Below are 18,074 nucleotides of genomic sequence, written 5' to 3'. Positions count from 1 at the left end.
TCCTGAAAAATGAATGGAGTAATACAATTCTTTTTAGGGAGGCGATGCATGGTAAAGATTTCCTCCCTTTTCACGAAGCGCACTCAGGACTGCTCACGCTGCTCAGACAGTTATAAGGGGTTATAACCTTTCGTCAGGCTGCAAACCAACCTGTTCTTCGCTCCACGTCCATAACTGCTGGGCGGCCGCATCATCCAAAGCATGGTCTTTCAAACGCTGCTCCTTCTGCTGATAGAAGTACCGCCCAGTCACCCCGGTGACTTCTGGACTTGTTGCCAAGTAAATCGCTGTCCGGGCCCCTTCCTCTGGTGTCAGGAAAAACGGCAGCTTGGCTGCAAGTGCCATGATGCGGGTGCCAAATCCGGTGTTGCGATCCACTCCGATGCTGGTGCCTACTGCACCTGGATGTAAACAGTTCGCCGTAACGGAAGTTCCCGCGAGCTTACGAGCAAGCGCCCGGGTAAAAAATACGTTAGCCAGCTTGGATTGGGCGTAACTTTTGATCGGATTATAGCCTTTTCGCAAATGCGGACCATCAAAATGAATTTTCCCGGCTTTGTACGCCCCAGAAGACACATTTACAATTCGGCCCTGTTTAGCAGATTTGAGTGGTTCAATGAGGAGCAACGTGAGCAGGAAGTGACCCAGGTGATTAATGCCAATGCTTTGCTCGAAGCCATCCGACGTTTCTTTGCGCTTCACCATCACCACGCCTGCATTATTCACTAGTACGTCCAGGTGATCATAGCGCTCGCGGTACTTTTGTGCAAACTGGCGGATGCTGTCCAGCGAACCGAGATCACACAGCATCAGCTCGATACTGGTAGAGCCGGATTCGCGTAAAGCTTGCTGAAGCGCCTCTTGTCCTCTCTTTTCGCTGCGGCATGCCATAATGACGTGATACCCTTGCTCGGCAAGTTCAATGGTAGTGGCCAGTCCCATCCCTGAGTTGGCTCCTGTAACGATGGCTGTCTGAATGGACATGAGGTGCCCTTCCCTTCTGAACCGGAGGTTCCGTGAATTATTTTAACGCTAAGGCATTATGATCCAGAATATGAGATAATACAGTGATCACCTGATCAGCATCATTCATGATTAGATCGTGCTCCATTCACATCTCGGTACCCATGGGAGGACAAGTCGTATGCTAACCCAAGAGGATTTCAAACACGTCAAGAAACTCGCCAAGCTTGAGATCAAACTGCTGGAACAGGAATATCGCGATATTCTGAACCATGACGATTCCTCAATATATGAAGAATACGAATGGCTGAACGAAGAACAGTCAAGCGAGCTTACCCGCAAACGCAAAAACCGGAGATACGCTTCGCTAACGATGGAGTTATGCTCTATTATGGAACAGATGTTATTACAGCTTTACAAACGTACGTATCAGAAAAAGTTTAATTCGACCCAGCTCATGAAAACTCCTGCTTACCGGGCACGCTCTAACATGGAGATGCTGGAGGCCGAACTGGGCAAGCAGCATATTGCTTTGAAATCCGGCAAAGAGCCATGCAGCGCAGCGCTCCATCAGGCGTTCCAGACAAGGAACAGACTGATTCACGAGAACTTCTCGTTCGCAGCGATCGTGAAAGACGGCAGCAACGAGGAAGAAACGTTCGAAACGATTTTACATGCGGTGAAAAAATATAGAAAACATCTGAGCTATGAACTGAACGTTCAGAATAAGGAGTAAGTAAGTGATTACTTGTACGTTGCTTAATGCATAATGGGAAAATGAACAAGGTACAAGGTACAAGGTACAAGGTACAAGGTACAAGGTACAAGGTACAAGGTACAAGGTACAAGCTGAGTTTACTGTCCCTTATTAAAAACACAACCTTATAAGGAGGTGCTCCGGACACATATCCGGATATTTTATGAGCCAACCTATACCATCCATCACAGTTCTAACACTCAACATTCCAACACCTTCGGGCAACAGCCCTATTCATCCTGTGCTTCTTCGTGACGAGGACGGACACACATTAGTAGATACGGGCATGATTGGCCAATTTGACGAATTACAATCTACACTCGAAGAGTTGGACGTCTCTCTCTCCGACATTAAACGTGTGATTGTGACGCATCAGGATATCGATCATATTGGTAATCTGGGTGCTCTGCTGGATGCTATTCCAGGCCTGGAAGTCTGGGCTCATACGGATGAAATTCCTTATTTGACAGGTGCAAAACCTCTGATCAAATTCACGCCGGAACGCCGTGCCATGCTGACCGCTCCTGTACTTGCTCTAGCAGATCAATTGCTGATGCAGCTGCCTGAGATCAACATCAGCAGAACACTTGCGGACGGCGACATCCTTCCGCTCCAAGGCGGAACACAGGTGATTCATACACCAGGACATACGCCAGGCCACCTGTGTTTTTATTTTAGCGAGCAACAGTTCCTGCTTGCTGCCGATGAACTGCGAGTCGTCGAAGATGAACTGGTCGGCCCAGCTCCACCAGCAACGCCGGACATGCCCGAAGCACTGCGCAGTCTGAAGAAATTGACGGGCCTCAACGTAGATAAAGTTCTCTGCTACCATGGGGGAGAATATACAAAAGAGCCTGCAAAGCGCATTGCGCAACTTGCCGAGAATTCGGAAGCTTAGGTGTAAGATTACAGTTTGTGCATGAGACACAGTGGAGGCTAGAGCTTTATAATCATTTGGGAGGACACGATGTGTAGCATTTGAGTCACATAAAACCTTCTCACAGTGTACATTGGTACACAGGCTTTCTAAGTTAGCTTGTGCTTTCCCTAATAACTCTAAGTAAATTCCATAACTATATTGCCTGTAATTCAAAAGCTGTCCTTCGTCTGTATACTGGCGGGGACAGCTTTTTTTGAATTTTATCGATGGATGCAGCTGCAATTAACAGAGCAGAGCTATATCGAGTGAGCGGAGCCCTCCACCTCCCAGAGGTTGAGTACTTACCTTCTGCCTATTCAATACGCCGTAGTCCGCCAAAAATTCTAACGATCACCAGAAGCCTTATTTGGCCCGATTCGCCACGTTTTACTTTCTAACGATCACCAGAGAGCTTATTTACTCCAATTCGTGATGATTTCACCCCATTATGCGCATTTTCAGCGAAATAACGTCTGTGGTGATCGTTAAAATTCACAAACCCTCAAAAACTGCAAAATAAGCTCGCCTGTGATCGTTAGAATTAAGTCCGAGCCATTCCCCTTACACCCGGCGTTTAGTAGTCTGCAAAACCCTACCCTACCCTTTCCTGTCCCCCCCTGGGACGCCTAACCCCTTTACTCTTTTACTCCTTAACTCCTTAACTCCTAATTAGGCACGTTTCCTCATTTACTCTGTAATCCCCCTCTACCTGCACTCTCACTTCCCCGATCTAACGATCTTCCAACCAATCCAGCTAAATAAACGCTATCCTTCCGGAGTAAGCACGATCAACTTATCATCCCCGTCACGCGGTGAGCCCCGGCCATCGCGATTGTTCGTTAGCACATACAGTTTACCGTCTTCACCGGCGCTGACATTACGTATACGACCCCATTCATCTTCGAAAAAAGGGACCACCTGCTCGACCTTCGTACCGTCTTCGGACAATATAACCCGCAGGAGCTGCTCCCCTCTCAGATTCGCAGCCACCAATGAACCCGCCCACGGGCCTTCCGTAATGAAAGCTACACCCGAAGGCGCCCAAGTATCATTCCCGCTATGTGCCAGCGGAGCCTGATAGGTTCCGTTATCATCGTCGTCGCCCTCTACTTCGGGCCAGCCATAATTCTCCCCGGCAACAATCCGGTTAATTTCGTCATGATTGCGCTGACCGTGTTCGGTCGCATAGAGATAACCGTTATCCGGATTCCATGCCAGCCCTTGAGCGTTACGATGTCCCATACTGTATACGGGGGAATTCGGCCAAGGGTTATCTGAAGGGATCGACCCATCGAGACCAATGCGCAATATTTTTCCACCAAGGCTATCCCGGTTCTGTGCCAATTCCGGTTCATAACGCTCACCTGTGGTGATATACAGCAGCTGATCCGGTCCGATCTTGATTCTTCCGCCGTTGTGATTCACCCCGCCTGGAATGCCCGTCAGCAATTCTTTGTCGATTACCGCTTTTCCATCCGTCACCTTCAGGCGCAGCACGCGATTGGCAATATCTTTCCCGTCCAGATACGAGTGGTAGGCATACAGATAACCGTTGCTCTCAAAGTCAGGATCAGCCTCCAGTCCGAGCAGTCCGCCTTCGCCCTCTTCGTTAAAAGGTGCCTCGAATTCAATTAGCGGCTCAGACTCCAGTTTTCCATTCGTAATGACTCGAATCGTGCCCGGGCGCTCAGTCACAAACATCCGCCCATCGGCAACCTTCACCATCTCCCAAGGTGCATTCAATCCCTCGACCAGAACAGAAGCTTGATAGGGAACGACCGCACTCCCTTGCTCATCCCGCTCTCCGGTGCCTGTTTCAGTATTGCCTTCTGTTGCCGTCTGTCCTTGACCAGCTCCCTCTCCTTGAGACAATGGTTGCGAATCTGACGTCGGTGTGCCGGGAGCACAGGATGCGGTTAACAAAGCCATGCTAAGCAATGAGGCATACAGCGGCACAGTTAATCGATTGTTCATGACGAATCAAACTCCCCTTTCAGCTTCATTGAATTGAGTATAAAACGTGGATCAGCTTCTCTCCCTCATTTTCGTATGTTGCCTGAAGTCGTGACGCGTCATATGTGTGAGTCTTTGATTCATGTGTCTGCCTGCCGATTTGTCTGTGTCTCTGTGTCATATGACTGTAAAGCAAGTTTATGTTGTGTGTCTGTGCTGCGTCTCGTGTTGTATGCCTGTATCGTGTGTCTGTGTTGTCTCTCATGTTGTGTTCCTGTATCGTTTATCTGTGTTGCAAGTCTCTATATGTCTAGTATATATGCGTCTATTCCTTCAGCCAACGTCCCACATGTAAAGCGGTTTCGCCCTGTATTACCCTTGCCACTCTTCGTCTAAACGGTAAAAACAGGAATTCCTTGGCTCAAAATTCGCCGCCAGTTTAGAATTTTTTCAACATCTTCTATAATAGAAGAAACAGACGCTATAGTGTTAAGCAAACACGGTGTATTAAAAAGAGCGTACATATGAAAGGTGGATATATCTAATATGAACCAAACTCCTTTATCCAGACTGGAAGCCGATCTGTCCAAGCAAGGGCTCGACGCCATGCTCATCACAGATCCAAAACATATTTATTATCTGACGGGATATGCGAGCAATCCGCATGAACGTTTTATGGGCCTCATGCTGGCACGCGGTGAAGATCCGTTGCTGATTGTGCCTGCACTGGACGCGGATGCTGCAGCGGCAGCTTCTTCTGTGTCCAACATTGCTACACATTCGGATACGGATAATCCCTACGCGCTGTTTGACCGATATCAAGGACGACTGGGCCGGGTAGGTTTGGAAAAAGAATACGTTACCGTCTCTCGTTATGAGCAATTGAACTCCGCTCTCGGCGGTGCAAGCTTTGAAGATGTCGGTTCGTTGCTGCGCGCACTGCGCGTGAACAAAACACCAGATGAAGTCGCTCGTATTCGCCATGCCATCTATTTAATTGAAGAGACACTGCGCCAAGGTCTCACCCATGTACGTGCAGGCGTTACGGAGATCGAGCTGGTCGCTGAGATGGAATATCAGATGAAAAAACTCGGAGCCGACGGTCCCTCCTTTGATACAATGGTGCTGACCGGACCCAAAACAGGCCTGCCGCATGGTACGCCTGGTGATCGTAAACTGCAGCACGGGGATTTGCTTATGTTTGATATGGGTGTGTACGCCGGAGGATATGCGTCAGACATTACGCGTACTTTTGCTTTTGGAGACATTTCACCGGAACTGCGAACCATCTATAATACCGTACTCGCCGCCAACGAAGCCGCGATACAGGTAGTTAAACCGGGAATTACCTGTGCATCTGTTGACCGCGCTGCTCGTCAAGTGACGATTGATGCAGGATACGGCGAGCGTTTTATGCACCGTGTCGGGCATGGACTCGGCATTGATGTGCATGAGTATCCTTCCCTACATGGAGAGAACATGGATCTGCTTCGCGCAGGAACCGTGTTTACCATTGAACCAGGTATTTACACCGCAGCAGGCGGCGTGCGTATTGAGGACGATGTACTGGTAACCGAGACAGGTGTAGAGGTACTCACGACGTATCCCAAAGAACTGCAAATCCTGACGGACTAAATCCGCAAGTAAGCAAGTAAGCAGCCGCAGAACACGATAAATACACCGTGATTAATACAAAAAATCCCGCAACCCATGACAACATGGCTTGCGGGATTTTGATTCTTGCGATGCGTCAAGCGTCCATTTAAGCGCACATGCATCGCGATCTGATTCGTATCGACTAGAGGGCTACTACAAAAGGCTTACATTTTGTAGTACCTGCTCAATCCATCTTCGTTAGCCCATTTCATGGGTTATATCCTGCCAGTCCTCCAGCTTTGGAAGTTCCTGTTTCCCCCAGTAATCCAAAAACCACTGAATCACCTTCGTTGTATCTGCCGTGGTATAACTGTAATGCTTAAATCCGCTCTCACCTTCCTGCAAACGGGTCTCTACCACCATTTTCCCTGGTTCCTCAAGCGAAGCAGCCTGCAAATACATACTTCCTTCTACCAGTTCTGACGGTTGCAGAACTACAAAATCGTGCAATTCCAGATCCGAAATCAAATCCACAAATACCGAGGCATTAAGACTCTCATTCTCGTAGGTTGTGCCGTTGCTCTCCAGTTTGTAGCGCAGTGTGGAATACATGCTCAATCCCCCTTATCTTATGTAATCGTAGACGTATAATACCGGGAAACACATTCTCTATAAATTATCCCCCAGCAGAGTCCATATTGCAACTGGCTCCGCAGAGGGATTTTAAGTGGCGATCCTATTTCAAACCATCGAATGTCAGCGATCATTTTCTTATTCAGACTGTTTGTTCATTGATGCGTTCATTTATGTGTTCATCTATGCTCACTGTTGGTTCAATACACGACTCATATCGACGCCTTGTTTGATTCATCCGCCTCATCTTCAAATTTAAAGTTACGCGCGGCATACAAAAACGGCGTTCCGACCGCAGTCAGCACAAACTTGATCAGGTAGGTCGTCAGGAAAATTTCCAGCCACACATCCCATGGATAGATAAACACAAAGGCAACCGTGCAGAATACGAGCGTATCCACAAAGGAACTGATAATCGAGCTGCCGTTGGTTCGAATCCAGAGCTGATTCCGTCCTGGTGCGAGTTTACGCAGCCAACTGAACAAACGCACATCCAGAAACTGACTGATAAAATACGCAGACAGACTACCAAGCGCCAGACGTGGCAACAGTCCAAATAATTTTTCCATGGATTCCTGCGCAAAATCAGTCGGTGCCGGATTAAAGAACAACACCATCTGCATCAGAACGGTCGTCATGATCAATGTGAAAAACCCAAACCATACCGCCTTCCGTGCCTCACCCGCCCCGTACTTCTCATTGAGAAGGTCACTGGTCAGATACATGCTGACATACATCGTGTTACCCAGCGTCAAGACGATCCCCATAATGTCTATCGTCTTAGTCACCTGAATGTTGGCAATGACCGTTGCTACCCCGATCCAGGCATACAGACCTTTTTTGCCAAACAGACGATAACATAGAAGAAAAAATCCGTACGTTACGAGAACGAATACCGCTCCCCAAACCAAATTAAACATGAATACATACACTGCCTTCCTAGTTTTGATTACGCGGGATGGTTACGAACCGCGGTTTGGCCCAGCGCCAAAACATGAATAACTCTATCACATTTCCGCAACATTGAACAGCACTAAATCCCTCCAGCGTTGCATAACAACGTTAACCCAACATACAAGTATCCTCACCCGCTCTATACCCCACCGTGACTCTAGCTCCTTCTCTATTGAAAAAAAGACTCCCACCACTCGTGCCCCATCTGCACGTTCAAGTGTAATCTACACGCAAAAGCCGCCCTCCGGAAGTTCTCCGAAGGACGGCCTTGCATCCACTCTTTTGCAGCTCGCTCTGCGCACGCTGCATCACCAAGTGCACAAGCTGTGCGGCATAAGCTTCGCCCGGTTTACGCGTGAGCAGCAGAATCCAGCTCACGGCTTTGATCGTTAAACGTGTCCCGATCGTTTTCTTTCAAAATTTTACTTGTCAGCAGTCCGGATGTCATGGACCCATTCACGTTTAGCGCAGTACGACCCATGTCAATCAACGGCTCAACGGAAATCAACAGTCCAACCAGAGCCACAGGCAAATTCAATGTGGACAATACGATCAGGGAAGCGAAGGTTGCCCCGCCGCCAACGCCAGCCACACCAAACGAACTGATCATAACTACGAGGATCAACGTCACGATGAAGTCCCAGCTCAGCGGGTCGATTCCGACCGTCGGAGCAATCATAACCGCCAGCATGGCCGGATATACACCGGCGCAGCCGTTTTGCCCAATCGTAGCCCCAAAGCTTGCAGACAGGTTGGCAATCCCGTCGGATACGCCGAGTTTCTTCGTCTGTGTCTCCACGTTCAGCGGAATCGCTGCCGCACTTGAACGAGAAGTGAAAGCAAATACCAGCGTTGGCAGTACTTTTTTCACATACGTAACCGGGTTAAATCCGGACAGGGAGATGATGATCAGATGGATGACAAACATAATCGCCAGCGCCACGTAAGACGCAATGACAAATTTGATAAGCTTCAAAATTTCCTCTGCATTTGTGGTCGCCGTTACTTTCGTAATGAGCGCCAAAATACCGTAAGGCGTAAGCCTCAGTACCAGCGTGACAATCCGCATCACAACTGCGTAGACGGCATTCACCATACCACGGAACGTTTCCGCCTGCTGCGGTTTTTTGCGATCCAATCCTAATACAGCTACGCCGATAAAGGCTGAGAAAATAACGACAGCCAGTGTAGACGTACGTCGTTCACCCGTCATATCCGCAAATGGATTGGAAGGAATGAACTCCAGCACCTGCTGTGGAATCGTCTGATCCTTCACATCAGCCAAACGTTCCTCCACCTTCTGGATTTGAGCCGTTTCCCGGTCTCCGCCTTGAATCTCAATGGAAGTCAGGTTGAAGCCTAAACTTGTTGCAATGCTGACTCCTGCAGCAATCGCTGTTGTAATTAGCAAAATAGCGATGATGGAGAAACTCATCTTACCCAGGTTTTGCTTGCCCTTCAGATTCATGATCGCCGAGATAATCGACACCATGATGAGTGGAATAACTACCATTTGCAGCAAACGAACATATCCTGAACCGACCAGGTTAAACCAATCGACTGACTTCGTAATCACATCCGAACCCGATGTGTAGATCAATTGCAGAATAACACCATACACAACACCCATACCTAGACCCGCAAATACACGTTTCGTGAACGAGATGTGTTTCTTTTGCATCCAGTAGAGAACACCCAGCAGCGCCAGCATGACCACTACATTCACAATTAATAGAAATGTATTCATTACCTTTGTTCCTCCTCAGACATGTATGATCGGTTTTGAACCGATTCTCTAATTTATATTTGGCCTCCAAATGTGACAATGAACAATATAACATATATCAAACTATTCTGGTAGGTATTAATTGATATTATGTAATATTCATGTTATTCATTCTGGATTGATGAAAATAATTATGCAGTTTTATGAAAATTCTTCTATTCAACCCGCGGTTAATTTTGTAAAATGGGTATATCCGCTTATTCGAGAGTTTCACAAACACAAAAAATAGGTCTTTCTTCGTTAGTAAAAAGGCCATAGAGAACTGAATAAGGGACAATGTTATTGAAGATGACGTGAAAGGGTGATTCTATGTTTCGCAAACGCACCGTTGCTGGCAAGATCAGGGGCACGTTATTCCTAGTATTACTTGTTGCCTCCCTGTTGTTTAGTATCAGTTTTTATGCCGTATCGATGAATATTATTCAAAGTTACGTACTGCCTCAGTTCGACAAAGTTCTGAATACGTCCATTCAGGATATTTACAAAAATACATCCTCATCCAAACTTTTGCAGATCCAAAGTGGCGGTGCAGGTGCTGAAGGTGCTGCCATGACGGTAGGTTCCTATCTGGCTGATCAATCCAAAGAACATAGCCTTGATGCTGCTTACGTTATTGCTGTGCAAGATGGTAAAGCCACCGTTGTTGTCGCTAGCATTAACTCCAAATTTAAACCCGGGGACTCAATTGATGTAGAACCTTCCATGACCCAAGCAAGCGAGAAGAAACAAGCGGTCATTAGCCCGGTGTTCTCTGATTCTTATGGTGTACATAAAGCAGCATTTATGCCGATTGCCGGAAGCAATATGCTCATGGCTGTTAGCATGGATGCCAAGTTTGTTCAAGATAAAATTGCTCAAATTTTCTGGCTGTGCCTCGGTATTACAGCGTTAGTATTTGTCCTTGGCTGGCTCATTTCTACTAGTATGATCAAAAGAGTCACTAAACCAATCATTAAACTTGTAGAACATAGTAAACGAATCTCTCAAGGTGATCTTACCGCTGAGTTGCAAATTAAAGGCAAAGATGAGATCGCCCAACTGGCCTTCAGCTTCCAGACGATGACACATAATCTCAAAGATATGATTAGCCGTGCCCTGACAACCTCCAATGAGGTCGTTGTGGGTTCCAATGACTTGCTTGAGCGTGTAGAGTCCATGTCTGGTATGGTACAGAACTCCAGCCATGCTGCCGAAGAAGCTGGAAAAGGCAGCGTCAGTATCGCTTCCAGTGCATCCGAGAACGCAAGAGCGATGGAAGAGATCACCCAAGGTATTATGCATATCGCGACTTCTGCAGCCGAAGTATCCGAACAAATCAATGAAGCTGCAACAGAGGCGCTTAACGGCAATCAACTGGCACAAAATGCAGTGAATCAGATGGAACTTGTCGGACAGACCGCTAGTGAATCGCTGCGTTATATCGAAACGATGAATGAGCGTTCTGTTGCCATCGGTACCATTGTCAATTCTATTTTTGAAATTACGAAACAGATTAACATGCTGTCTCTTAACGCTTCCATTGAAGCGGCCCGTGCCGGCGAACACGGACGCGGATTCGCCGTAGTGGCTGGAGAAGTCCGCAAGCTGGCGGAACAATCCAAGACAGCGACCGAAGAAATTGCCGATTATCTCGGTACGATTCGTGAAGATGCCGAACGTTCCGTAAGTGCGATGAACCGGGTAACGCAAGAAATTGGTTCTGGAACTGCTGTCGTACAACAGGCAGGTTCAGCCTTCCAGCAGCTCAATGAATTGATTCAAAATGTCAATCTGACCATTCAAACCGTTTCCTCCTCCACCCAACAGGTTTCTGCAGGTGCAGAAGAAGTTAGCGCCTCGGTGGAAGAAACGGCACAGATTACATCCAAGGCCCGTGAGAGCATGGAACAGATTGCAACTACCGCAGAAATGCAACTCAGTGAGATGGACTCTCATTCCAACACGGTGCGCCATCTGCATGAACAAGCTGTCGAGCTGCAAACAGCAATGAAGAAGTTTAAAATCGACTAATGATTAAACGTCCATAACGAACAAATATTTTTTACCCTGCATCAACTGATTTAAACAAAAATGAATGATAAAATAAACACCCCCATGACAGTAATTTTCGTTCGAACTGAACGTATGCTTGTCATGGGGGTGCCTTTTTTTGTTATAAAACTGCATATGATAGCCAATCAGATGTTAGTTATTGTCAGATAAAAAGCTCTTATCTTTGAAATCTAAGTTATTCAAATAGTCTAACGTCCAATCTAATAAAACCTTTGCACTTTGGTTAGGTATGTGAGTTATTTTAAAACCCGGAATCGGAATCTCTGGTAAGTTAGTCGAATATTTCTCTTCAACTTTTGAGAATTGAATACCCTTCTTCTTTGCTATTATGGATCTAAATAGTGTTTCAAGATAAAACAATAAGTAAGCCATATATACAACATATATTCGTCTGAAGAAATATACATTTTGATTGTACTTGTAGTAATCATTGTCGACTAACAACTCTGTTAATTCAGTATTGTAAATTTGAAATAAGATCTCCCTATTTCCACTCTCATTGAAAATAAGGCAACTTGCACCGTTATGAACAATGCTATTCCTTATCTCCTTAAACTGATAAAACCATTTAGTCGATAATATCATTTTTGTTATGAATTCATTCTCTTTAAAAACATCATGTAGGTAGTTCATTTTATCCTCTAATTTATAACGTTTTTTCTTTAATTCAGGATAAAACTCAACTAATAAATCTATTGAATAATCAATAATTGATCTGTACTTCACAAAAAAGTACTCTATATCCATCCCGAGATAAGTAGGAATTGTACTGAATCCTATGGAATCTCTAAAAAATTCATCTTGGGAATTACTCAGGCTCTGCTTATGAAAGAAATTCATTTTATCAACTATCAAATGAATTTTTTGTAGGTCTTGTCTAACAGCTTTAAGCAAATTATGTGACTTTTCAGATTTGACTCCGTCCCCAATTTCTTCATCAATATAGTTACACATCTCAAACGTAATACTTTTAAGATCTCCATCTTCATCAAACTGTTTATTAAGCCAATTGACTATTTCAATATCTGGATTCATTTTAGTTCCTCCAATTAGTACTTCTAGCTTTTACTTGCATTTAGCATATCAAGTTCAATCTCTAATAAACATGGCGAAAGTATTACGAACTCTCTACTCCCTCTGTATTACTTATAAAAATCATTAAATTGATATAGGACAAAAAGAAACTCCACATTTTTCGGAGTTTCTTTTTGGATATTTCAAGAAAGCTTTCTGACCTACATCCTGTTTCACTATTACGTGCCCACTGATTATATTACCCAATATGCATTGTGAGAGACATTGTTAGATTCCTCATTGCGTTCTATTTAAACAAATTATTATTAATGGTATAAGGCACTTCTAATGGCTGTGTCACACCCATAATCTCATACACTTGCTTCATATCCAGGGATGAGCGCAAAGAGGCAGCTACTCGATCAAACTCCATTTCTTTACGCTCCTGAGCACTGTATGTTTCCTCCAGTGGAGCAAGTCCTTTTGCTGTACGCAGTCCGTTCAACCAGGAACGCCGGAATTGATCACTTTCAAACAGACCGTGCAGGTACGTTCCCCACACTTTCCCATCTGATGTGCCCCATCCTTCCAAGAAGGCTTGTCCGCCAGCATGAGCGATTTCAAACAAAGCGGTTACCTGTTCAGGTTCGCGACATTCCGTTACACCCATATGGATTTCATATCCCTTAATAGGTATGGCCGAAGGCTCAACTTGTTTTCCGCCATGTAGCCGAATGGGATGTTCAGGCTGTACGTTGCCTATAACTCTGACCGTCTGTTTGTGCCGAAGGAAGGTTGTTGATAACGGCAGTCTGCCAAGTCCCACCGCTTCCTGGGCTTGGTTTGCCTCAACCGCATACGGATCAAACAAGTGTTGCCCCAGCATTTGATACCCGCCGCATATACCTACAAGTTGAACATGTTCAAGCTCTGAGTGAGAATGGATCGCCTGTTCCAGTCCCGATTCCCGAACATAAATCAGGTCTCCGATCGTATCTTTTGTGCCCGGCAAAATAATGGCATCCGGGCTACCCAATTCCTCCGGTGAAGTCACATATCGTACATTCACGTCCGGTTCACGGGATAATGCATCGAAGTCCGTAAAGTTGGAGATACGTGGATAACGGATTACGGCAATGTCAAGTTCCATATGTTCCTTTTTGCCATGCCGCAGGGAATCCAGCACCACCGAATCTTCTGCCTCGATCTGAATATCTCTTATGTATGGCAATACACCCAGGACAGGTATTCCAGTCCGTTCTTCAAGCCAGTCTAACCCTGGCTGCAGCAGAGAGAGATCCCCTCTGAACTTATTGATGATAAATCCTTTTACACGAGATTTCTCATGTGACTCCAGCAGTTCGAGCGTACCCACGATCGAAGCAAACACACCACCACGATCAATGTCAGAAATCAGAATAACCGGCGCATCGGCCCATCCCGCCAGATTCATGTTAACAATATCCCGATCTTTCAGGTTAATCTCTGCCGGACTGCCTGCTCCCTCCATTAATACGATGTCATATGTATCGCGCAACCGATTTAATGCATCCATAACAGTCTGCTTCGCTTCGGGTAAGAAATGCTGACGATAATCCGACGCGCTCATCTGCGCAAAAGGAACGCCATGCACCACGATCTGTGAATGCATATCCCGCACAGGTTTGATTAGAATCGGATTCATATCCGTGGTTGCTTCAATGCCACACGCTTCAGCCTGTGCCCCCTGCGCCCGGCCAATCTCCTTGCCGTCTTCCGTAACATAGGAGTTCAGCGCCATATTCTGTGACTTAAACGGTGCGGGTCTGAAACCATCTTGCTTGAAAATCCGGCACAGTGCCGTTGTAATGACACTTTTACCTACATCAGAAGCCGTGCCTTGCAGCATGAGTACAGCCGCTGGTTGTTTTACCTGATCTTCCACGGTTCCTCACTCCTGTCTTTTGCGCGATTAACTTGCTGTACAACGATCATGCTCAAACCAAACGAAAATTCTCCAGTAAAATTCTGGGCAGCTCAACCTCTACAGCCAAAACAGTCCTTGAAGCACGCTTAACCCCGTCAATAAAGCCGCTTCCAACAATTCATTCATGGCACCATACGTATCTCCGGTAAGCCCTCCGAGCCGGGCACTGATCCGGGAAGCAACAAATCGCCCTATATAATAACACGCCACAGGCAGTACGATGACTGACGTTACAGGATACAGCCACCAAGGGAGCGACCCAAACCCGCTAACCATGGCATCTGCAATGGCTATATCCGGTTTAAACAGCCACACGACAGCCATTGTAATGACGCCTGAGACCATCGTAAGTCCAATCGCAGCGCTGCGTGCCCGCTGGACTTCATTCCGCTCTCCAAGCCCTTTGAATAAAACGGCAAGTCCATCATCCCCCCGTGCATTAGGCCAGGCTGACATGGCATAAACCATAAACCATCGGCTCCAGATCATGGGCAAAATCAGTAACACACCGTACCCCCAATTGCCGCGGGCAATCATGTCAGCAATCAGTGCCGCCTTCATCATAAGCAGCAGCACACAAGCGATAACCCCCATCGCTCCCACTCGGCTGTCTTTCATAATCTCCAGCATTCGCTCGCGGCTGCGGTAACTGAGCAGTCCATCTGCCGTATCCATCCATCCGTCGAGATGCAACCCGCCGGTAAGCCAGACCCATACGGTCAACGTCAAAACTGCCGCCGGAAATGCGGGAAGCAACGCACCACTCAGAGCGGCGACCAACCAGACACATAGACCGATTGCAGCGCCGACCAGTGGATAATACACCACACTTTCGCGTAGCAATGGCGGCACAAAATCGAGCTGCATTTTCACAGGAAAACGAGACAGGAATTGAAAGGCTGCTGCAGCCGCATGTTTCCGCTGCGGAACGGGCGAGCCCGCTGAGTGGTGCTTCATAAGCGATACTCCTTACTTTTCAATTCGATCGGAATGCCTACCGTGACAAGAAACACTTCACGACAGATTGCTGCGATGCGCTGATTAAGTACACCTGCCAGATCACGATACACACGACCAAGCTTATATTCCGGTACAATTCCATCCCCTACTTCATTGGTAACCAGCACAAGCAAGCCAGGATAGGTTTGGACCGCTTCTACCAGTGCATCCAGATGACCTTGTAACACGTGATCTTCATCATGTTCATGGGCCAATAACACATTCGTCAGCCAGAGAGTCAAGCAATCCACCAGAATCGTTGGTGCGGACGTGCCCGTATGCCCTTCACCCATCTGCTGAATTAGAGCAGGCAAAGCCAAGGGTTCCTCCATCGTACGCCAGAGGTAACCGGAACTTTCACGCTGCTGCCGGTGCATTGTTATGCGTTCACGCATCTCGTCATCATACGCCTGAGCAGTGGCTACATACCAGGCTTCGGAAGAACGCTGCATGCACAGACGTTCGGCAAACGAACTTTTACCACTGCGAGCACCCCCAGTAACCAACACACTCATCGGGAGCCATCTCCCTGAACAGGTAATACCTTGGAATCAGAGTCGGAAGGCTGATTCGTTCCGTCTGAAACACCCGCACTTGCAAAGGTCCCCATCTCATTCAAAATAAGACACGCTGCATCAATGAGATGCAGACTGAGTACTCCACCCGTTCCCTCACCAAGACGCATATCGAGATCCAGCATCGGCTTCAAGTCAAGTTCTCGCAGCAGAGCCGCATGCCCATTCTCATGTGAAGTATGGGAAGCGATCATATAAGCTGTACTCAGGGGAGCCAGCTTTCTTGCGATCAGCGCCGCAGCCGTAGAGATGAAACCATCTACAACAACTGGACAGCGATGGGCCGCAGCCGCGAGGATAACGCCGGTGAGCCCGGCAATCTCCAATCCGCCTACCTTGCACAGGACATCTATCGCATCTTCAGGGTCAGGTGTGTTAACGCTCAAAGCCTGACTTATGACAGCAGCCTTGCGCAGCACACCTTCATCATCCAGGCCAGTTCCTCTCCCAACAGCAGCTACTGGTGCAACGCCGGTCAGGGCACTCATCACTGCAGCGCTTGCCGTCGTGTTGCCAATCCCCATTTCTCCAGTGACAAACAGCCCTGTCCCTTTTGCCACTTCTGCGGCAACGACATCCACACCTACTAAAATAGCCCGAATGGCCTCATCCCGAGTCATCGCGGCTCCTTGAGCCATGTTGGCCGTACCTTTACGAATGTTGCGGGAGAGCAGGTTGGCGTGCTCAAGGTCAGCATTTACACCGATATCGACACAAATCACTTCGGCTCTGGCATGACGAGCAAGGACATTGACTGCAGCGCCTCCAGCCAGAAAATTCATGACCATCTGCGGTGTAACTTCGGCTGGAAAAGCACTGATTCCTTCAGCTACGACCCCGTGATCCGCAGCCATGACGACCACAGCCCTGCGATCAAAACATGGACGAGTTTGGCCTGTCATCCCTGCAAGTCGAATCACAAGTTCTTCCAATTTCCCGAGACTACCCGGCGGTTTCGTCAGTATATCCACATGAGCAGACGTTTCCGCAGCAATTTTTGAATCAGGAGCCGCAATCTTATTTAACACTTGCTCCAATACCTGTTCTTCCTTCTTCATTCAACCAGCACTTCCTTCATCAAAATAGAGGCTATCCCGCCTCGTTTAATCCATGTCCCGCCGCAACAACAGTTGAGGAACCGAATGATCCGGATGGGACACCATCGCAGGTTTAACACGAAAAATCTCTTGAATCTGCTCTCCCGTCATCAAGCTATAAGGTGTCCCCTCTCCGACTACCTTGCCTTCACGCAAAGCCAAGATATGATCGCAGAACAAAGCAGCCAGATTGAGATCATGCAATACCGCTACAATCGTAATGTTGCTCTTCTTCTGCCATGCTGCTAACAACTCCATAAACTGCAATTGATATTTGATATCGAGAAACGTCGTTGGTTCGTCAAGCAATAGTAATCGCGGCTCCTGTGCCATGACCTTGGCCAAGGCTACTCGCTGCCGTTGTCCGCCACTAAGGGAATCCAGCGGTCGATCTGCCAGTTCCGTGAGTCCCAGTTCTTCAAGCACTCTGTCCACCACACGGGCTCCCTCTGCCGATTCACGGCCTAGCCAGTTTTGGTAAGGATAACGTCCCATCTCAACAACATCTCGAACCGGATAGGAAATTGCGGGTAAGCCATCCTGTTGTAGAACTGCAATCATGCGTGACAGTTCCTTACGACTATATGATCCGATATCTCGACCATCAATGCTGATCTGGCCTTCGCTTAACGGTTCCGTTCCTGCAATAAGCTGGAGTAGTGTTGATTTTCCGCTTCCATTTGGGCCAACGACACCCCACCAATCTCCTTCTTTAATTCGCCAATCGGTAGGATGCAGGGCATGATAATCACCATAGGTTTTGCCCGCCCGTGCAACAGTTACCAACATAGCAGCGGCAGCATCATCTTT

At 47.2% G+C, this 18,074-nt stretch carries 16 protein-coding genes; 4 read left to right on the top strand and 12 right to left on the bottom strand.

Annotated elements, in window-relative coordinates:
• Nucleotides 1-120: 120 nt before the first annotated feature.
• Nucleotides 121-984, bottom strand: a complete 864-nt coding sequence (locus ABIE27_RS22420) for an SDR family oxidoreductase (protein ID WP_429351499.1) — start codon at nt 982-984, stop codon at nt 121-123.
• Between the two features lie 160 nt (nt 985-1,144).
• Between ABIE27_RS22420 and ABIE27_RS22415 the strand changes: the two genes are divergently transcribed.
• Together ABIE27_RS22415 and ABIE27_RS22410 are read left to right on the top strand one after the other, a co-directional pair.
• The gene (locus ABIE27_RS22415; protein ID WP_123063351.1) at nt 1,145-1,699 is read left to right on the top strand and encodes a hypothetical protein; all 555 of its coding nucleotides are present in this window, start codon (nt 1,145-1,147) and stop codon (nt 1,697-1,699) included.
• A gap of 184 nt (nt 1,700-1,883) precedes the next feature.
• Nucleotides 1,884-2,618, top strand: a complete 735-nt coding sequence (locus ABIE27_RS22410; RefSeq protein WP_123063350.1) for an MBL fold metallo-hydrolase — start codon at nt 1,884-1,886, stop codon at nt 2,616-2,618.
• A gap of 786 nt (nt 2,619-3,404) precedes the next feature.
• On the opposite strand, the gene ABIE27_RS22405 is transcribed toward ABIE27_RS22410, so the two are convergent.
• Nucleotides 3,405-4,613: a PQQ-dependent sugar dehydrogenase gene (locus tag ABIE27_RS22405; protein WP_429351498.1), complete on the bottom strand. Its 1,209-nt coding sequence runs from the start codon at nt 4,611-4,613 to the stop codon at nt 3,405-3,407.
• Between the two features lie 525 nt (nt 4,614-5,138).
• Between ABIE27_RS22405 and ABIE27_RS22400 the strand changes: the two genes are divergently transcribed.
• Entirely contained in the window at nt 5,139-6,227 is a 1,089-nt protein-coding gene (locus ABIE27_RS22400; protein ID WP_123063348.1) for a M24 family metallopeptidase, read from the top strand.
• Nucleotides 6,228-6,446: 219 nt separating this feature from the next.
• On the opposite strand, the gene ABIE27_RS22395 is transcribed toward ABIE27_RS22400, so the two are convergent.
• From ABIE27_RS22395 to ABIE27_RS22380, 4 genes are all read right to left on the bottom strand, one after another.
• Nucleotides 6,447-6,800, bottom strand: coding sequence for a hypothetical protein (locus ABIE27_RS22395; RefSeq protein WP_429351497.1), 354 nt, complete (start codon nt 6,798-6,800; stop codon nt 6,447-6,449).
• Between the two features lie 233 nt (nt 6,801-7,033).
• Complete coding sequence (locus tag ABIE27_RS22390) at nt 7,034-7,741, bottom strand: queuosine precursor transporter (protein WP_123063346.1); 708 nt, start codon at nt 7,739-7,741, stop codon at nt 7,034-7,036.
• Nucleotides 7,742-7,988: 247 nt separating this feature from the next.
• Entirely contained in the window at nt 7,989-8,153 is a 165-nt protein-coding gene (locus tag ABIE27_RS22385) for a hypothetical protein (RefSeq protein ID WP_429351496.1), read from the bottom strand.
• Nucleotides 8,125-9,522: an L-cystine transporter gene (locus ABIE27_RS22380; RefSeq protein ID WP_090918005.1), complete on the bottom strand. Its 1,398-nt coding sequence runs from the start codon at nt 9,520-9,522 to the stop codon at nt 8,125-8,127. The genes ABIE27_RS22385 and ABIE27_RS22380 overlap by 29 nt, the downstream gene beginning before the upstream one ends.
• A gap of 348 nt (nt 9,523-9,870) precedes the next feature.
• Between ABIE27_RS22380 and ABIE27_RS22375 the strand changes: the two genes are divergently transcribed.
• Nucleotides 9,871-11,571 carry a methyl-accepting chemotaxis protein gene (locus ABIE27_RS22375; RefSeq protein WP_123063345.1) on the top strand — a complete coding sequence of 567 codons (1,701 nt, stop codon included), beginning with the start codon at nt 9,871-9,873 and terminating at the stop codon, nt 11,569-11,571.
• Nucleotides 11,572-11,745: 174 nt separating this feature from the next.
• Here ABIE27_RS22375 and ABIE27_RS22370 read toward each other — a convergent pair whose 3' ends face one another.
• From ABIE27_RS22370 to ABIE27_RS22345, 6 genes are all read right to left on the bottom strand, one after another.
• Nucleotides 11,746-12,648 (bottom strand): hypothetical protein, encoded by a 903-nt coding sequence (locus tag ABIE27_RS22370; protein ID WP_429351495.1) that lies wholly within the window; start codon nt 12,646-12,648, stop codon nt 11,746-11,748.
• A gap of 286 nt (nt 12,649-12,934) precedes the next feature.
• On the bottom strand, nt 12,935-14,515 hold the full coding sequence (locus ABIE27_RS22365; protein WP_429351529.1) for a cobyric acid synthase: 1,581 nt from the start codon (nt 14,513-14,515) through the stop codon (nt 12,935-12,937).
• 135 nt (nt 14,516-14,650) lie between these two features.
• The gene (cobS, locus tag ABIE27_RS22360; protein WP_429351494.1) at nt 14,651-15,550 is read right to left on the bottom strand and encodes an adenosylcobinamide-GDP ribazoletransferase; all 900 of its coding nucleotides are present in this window, start codon (nt 15,548-15,550) and stop codon (nt 14,651-14,653) included.
• The gene (gene cobU, locus ABIE27_RS22355) at nt 15,547-16,107 is read right to left on the bottom strand and encodes a bifunctional adenosylcobinamide kinase/adenosylcobinamide-phosphate guanylyltransferase (RefSeq protein WP_429351493.1); all 561 of its coding nucleotides are present in this window, start codon (nt 16,105-16,107) and stop codon (nt 15,547-15,549) included. Before cobU ends, cobS begins: the two co-directional genes overlap by 4 nt.
• Nucleotides 16,104-17,225, bottom strand: a complete 1,122-nt coding sequence (cobT, locus tag ABIE27_RS22350) for a nicotinate-nucleotide--dimethylbenzimidazole phosphoribosyltransferase (RefSeq protein ID WP_429351492.1) — start codon at nt 17,223-17,225, stop codon at nt 16,104-16,106. Before cobT ends, cobU begins: the two co-directional genes overlap by 4 nt.
• A 45-nt stretch (nt 17,226-17,270) precedes the next feature.
• Nucleotides 17,271-18,053, bottom strand: a complete 783-nt coding sequence (locus ABIE27_RS22345) for an ABC transporter ATP-binding protein (RefSeq protein WP_123063440.1) — start codon at nt 18,051-18,053, stop codon at nt 17,271-17,273.
• Nucleotides 18,054-18,074 lie beyond the last annotated feature (21 nt).

The organism is Paenibacillus sp. 4624, assembly GCF_050435065.1.
GTDB lineage: Bacteria > Bacillota > Bacilli > Paenibacillales > Paenibacillaceae > Paenibacillus > Paenibacillus amylolyticus_D.
The sequence above is the reverse complement of the archived record's forward strand: the minus strand, read 5'-3'. Positions and strand labels throughout refer to the sequence as shown.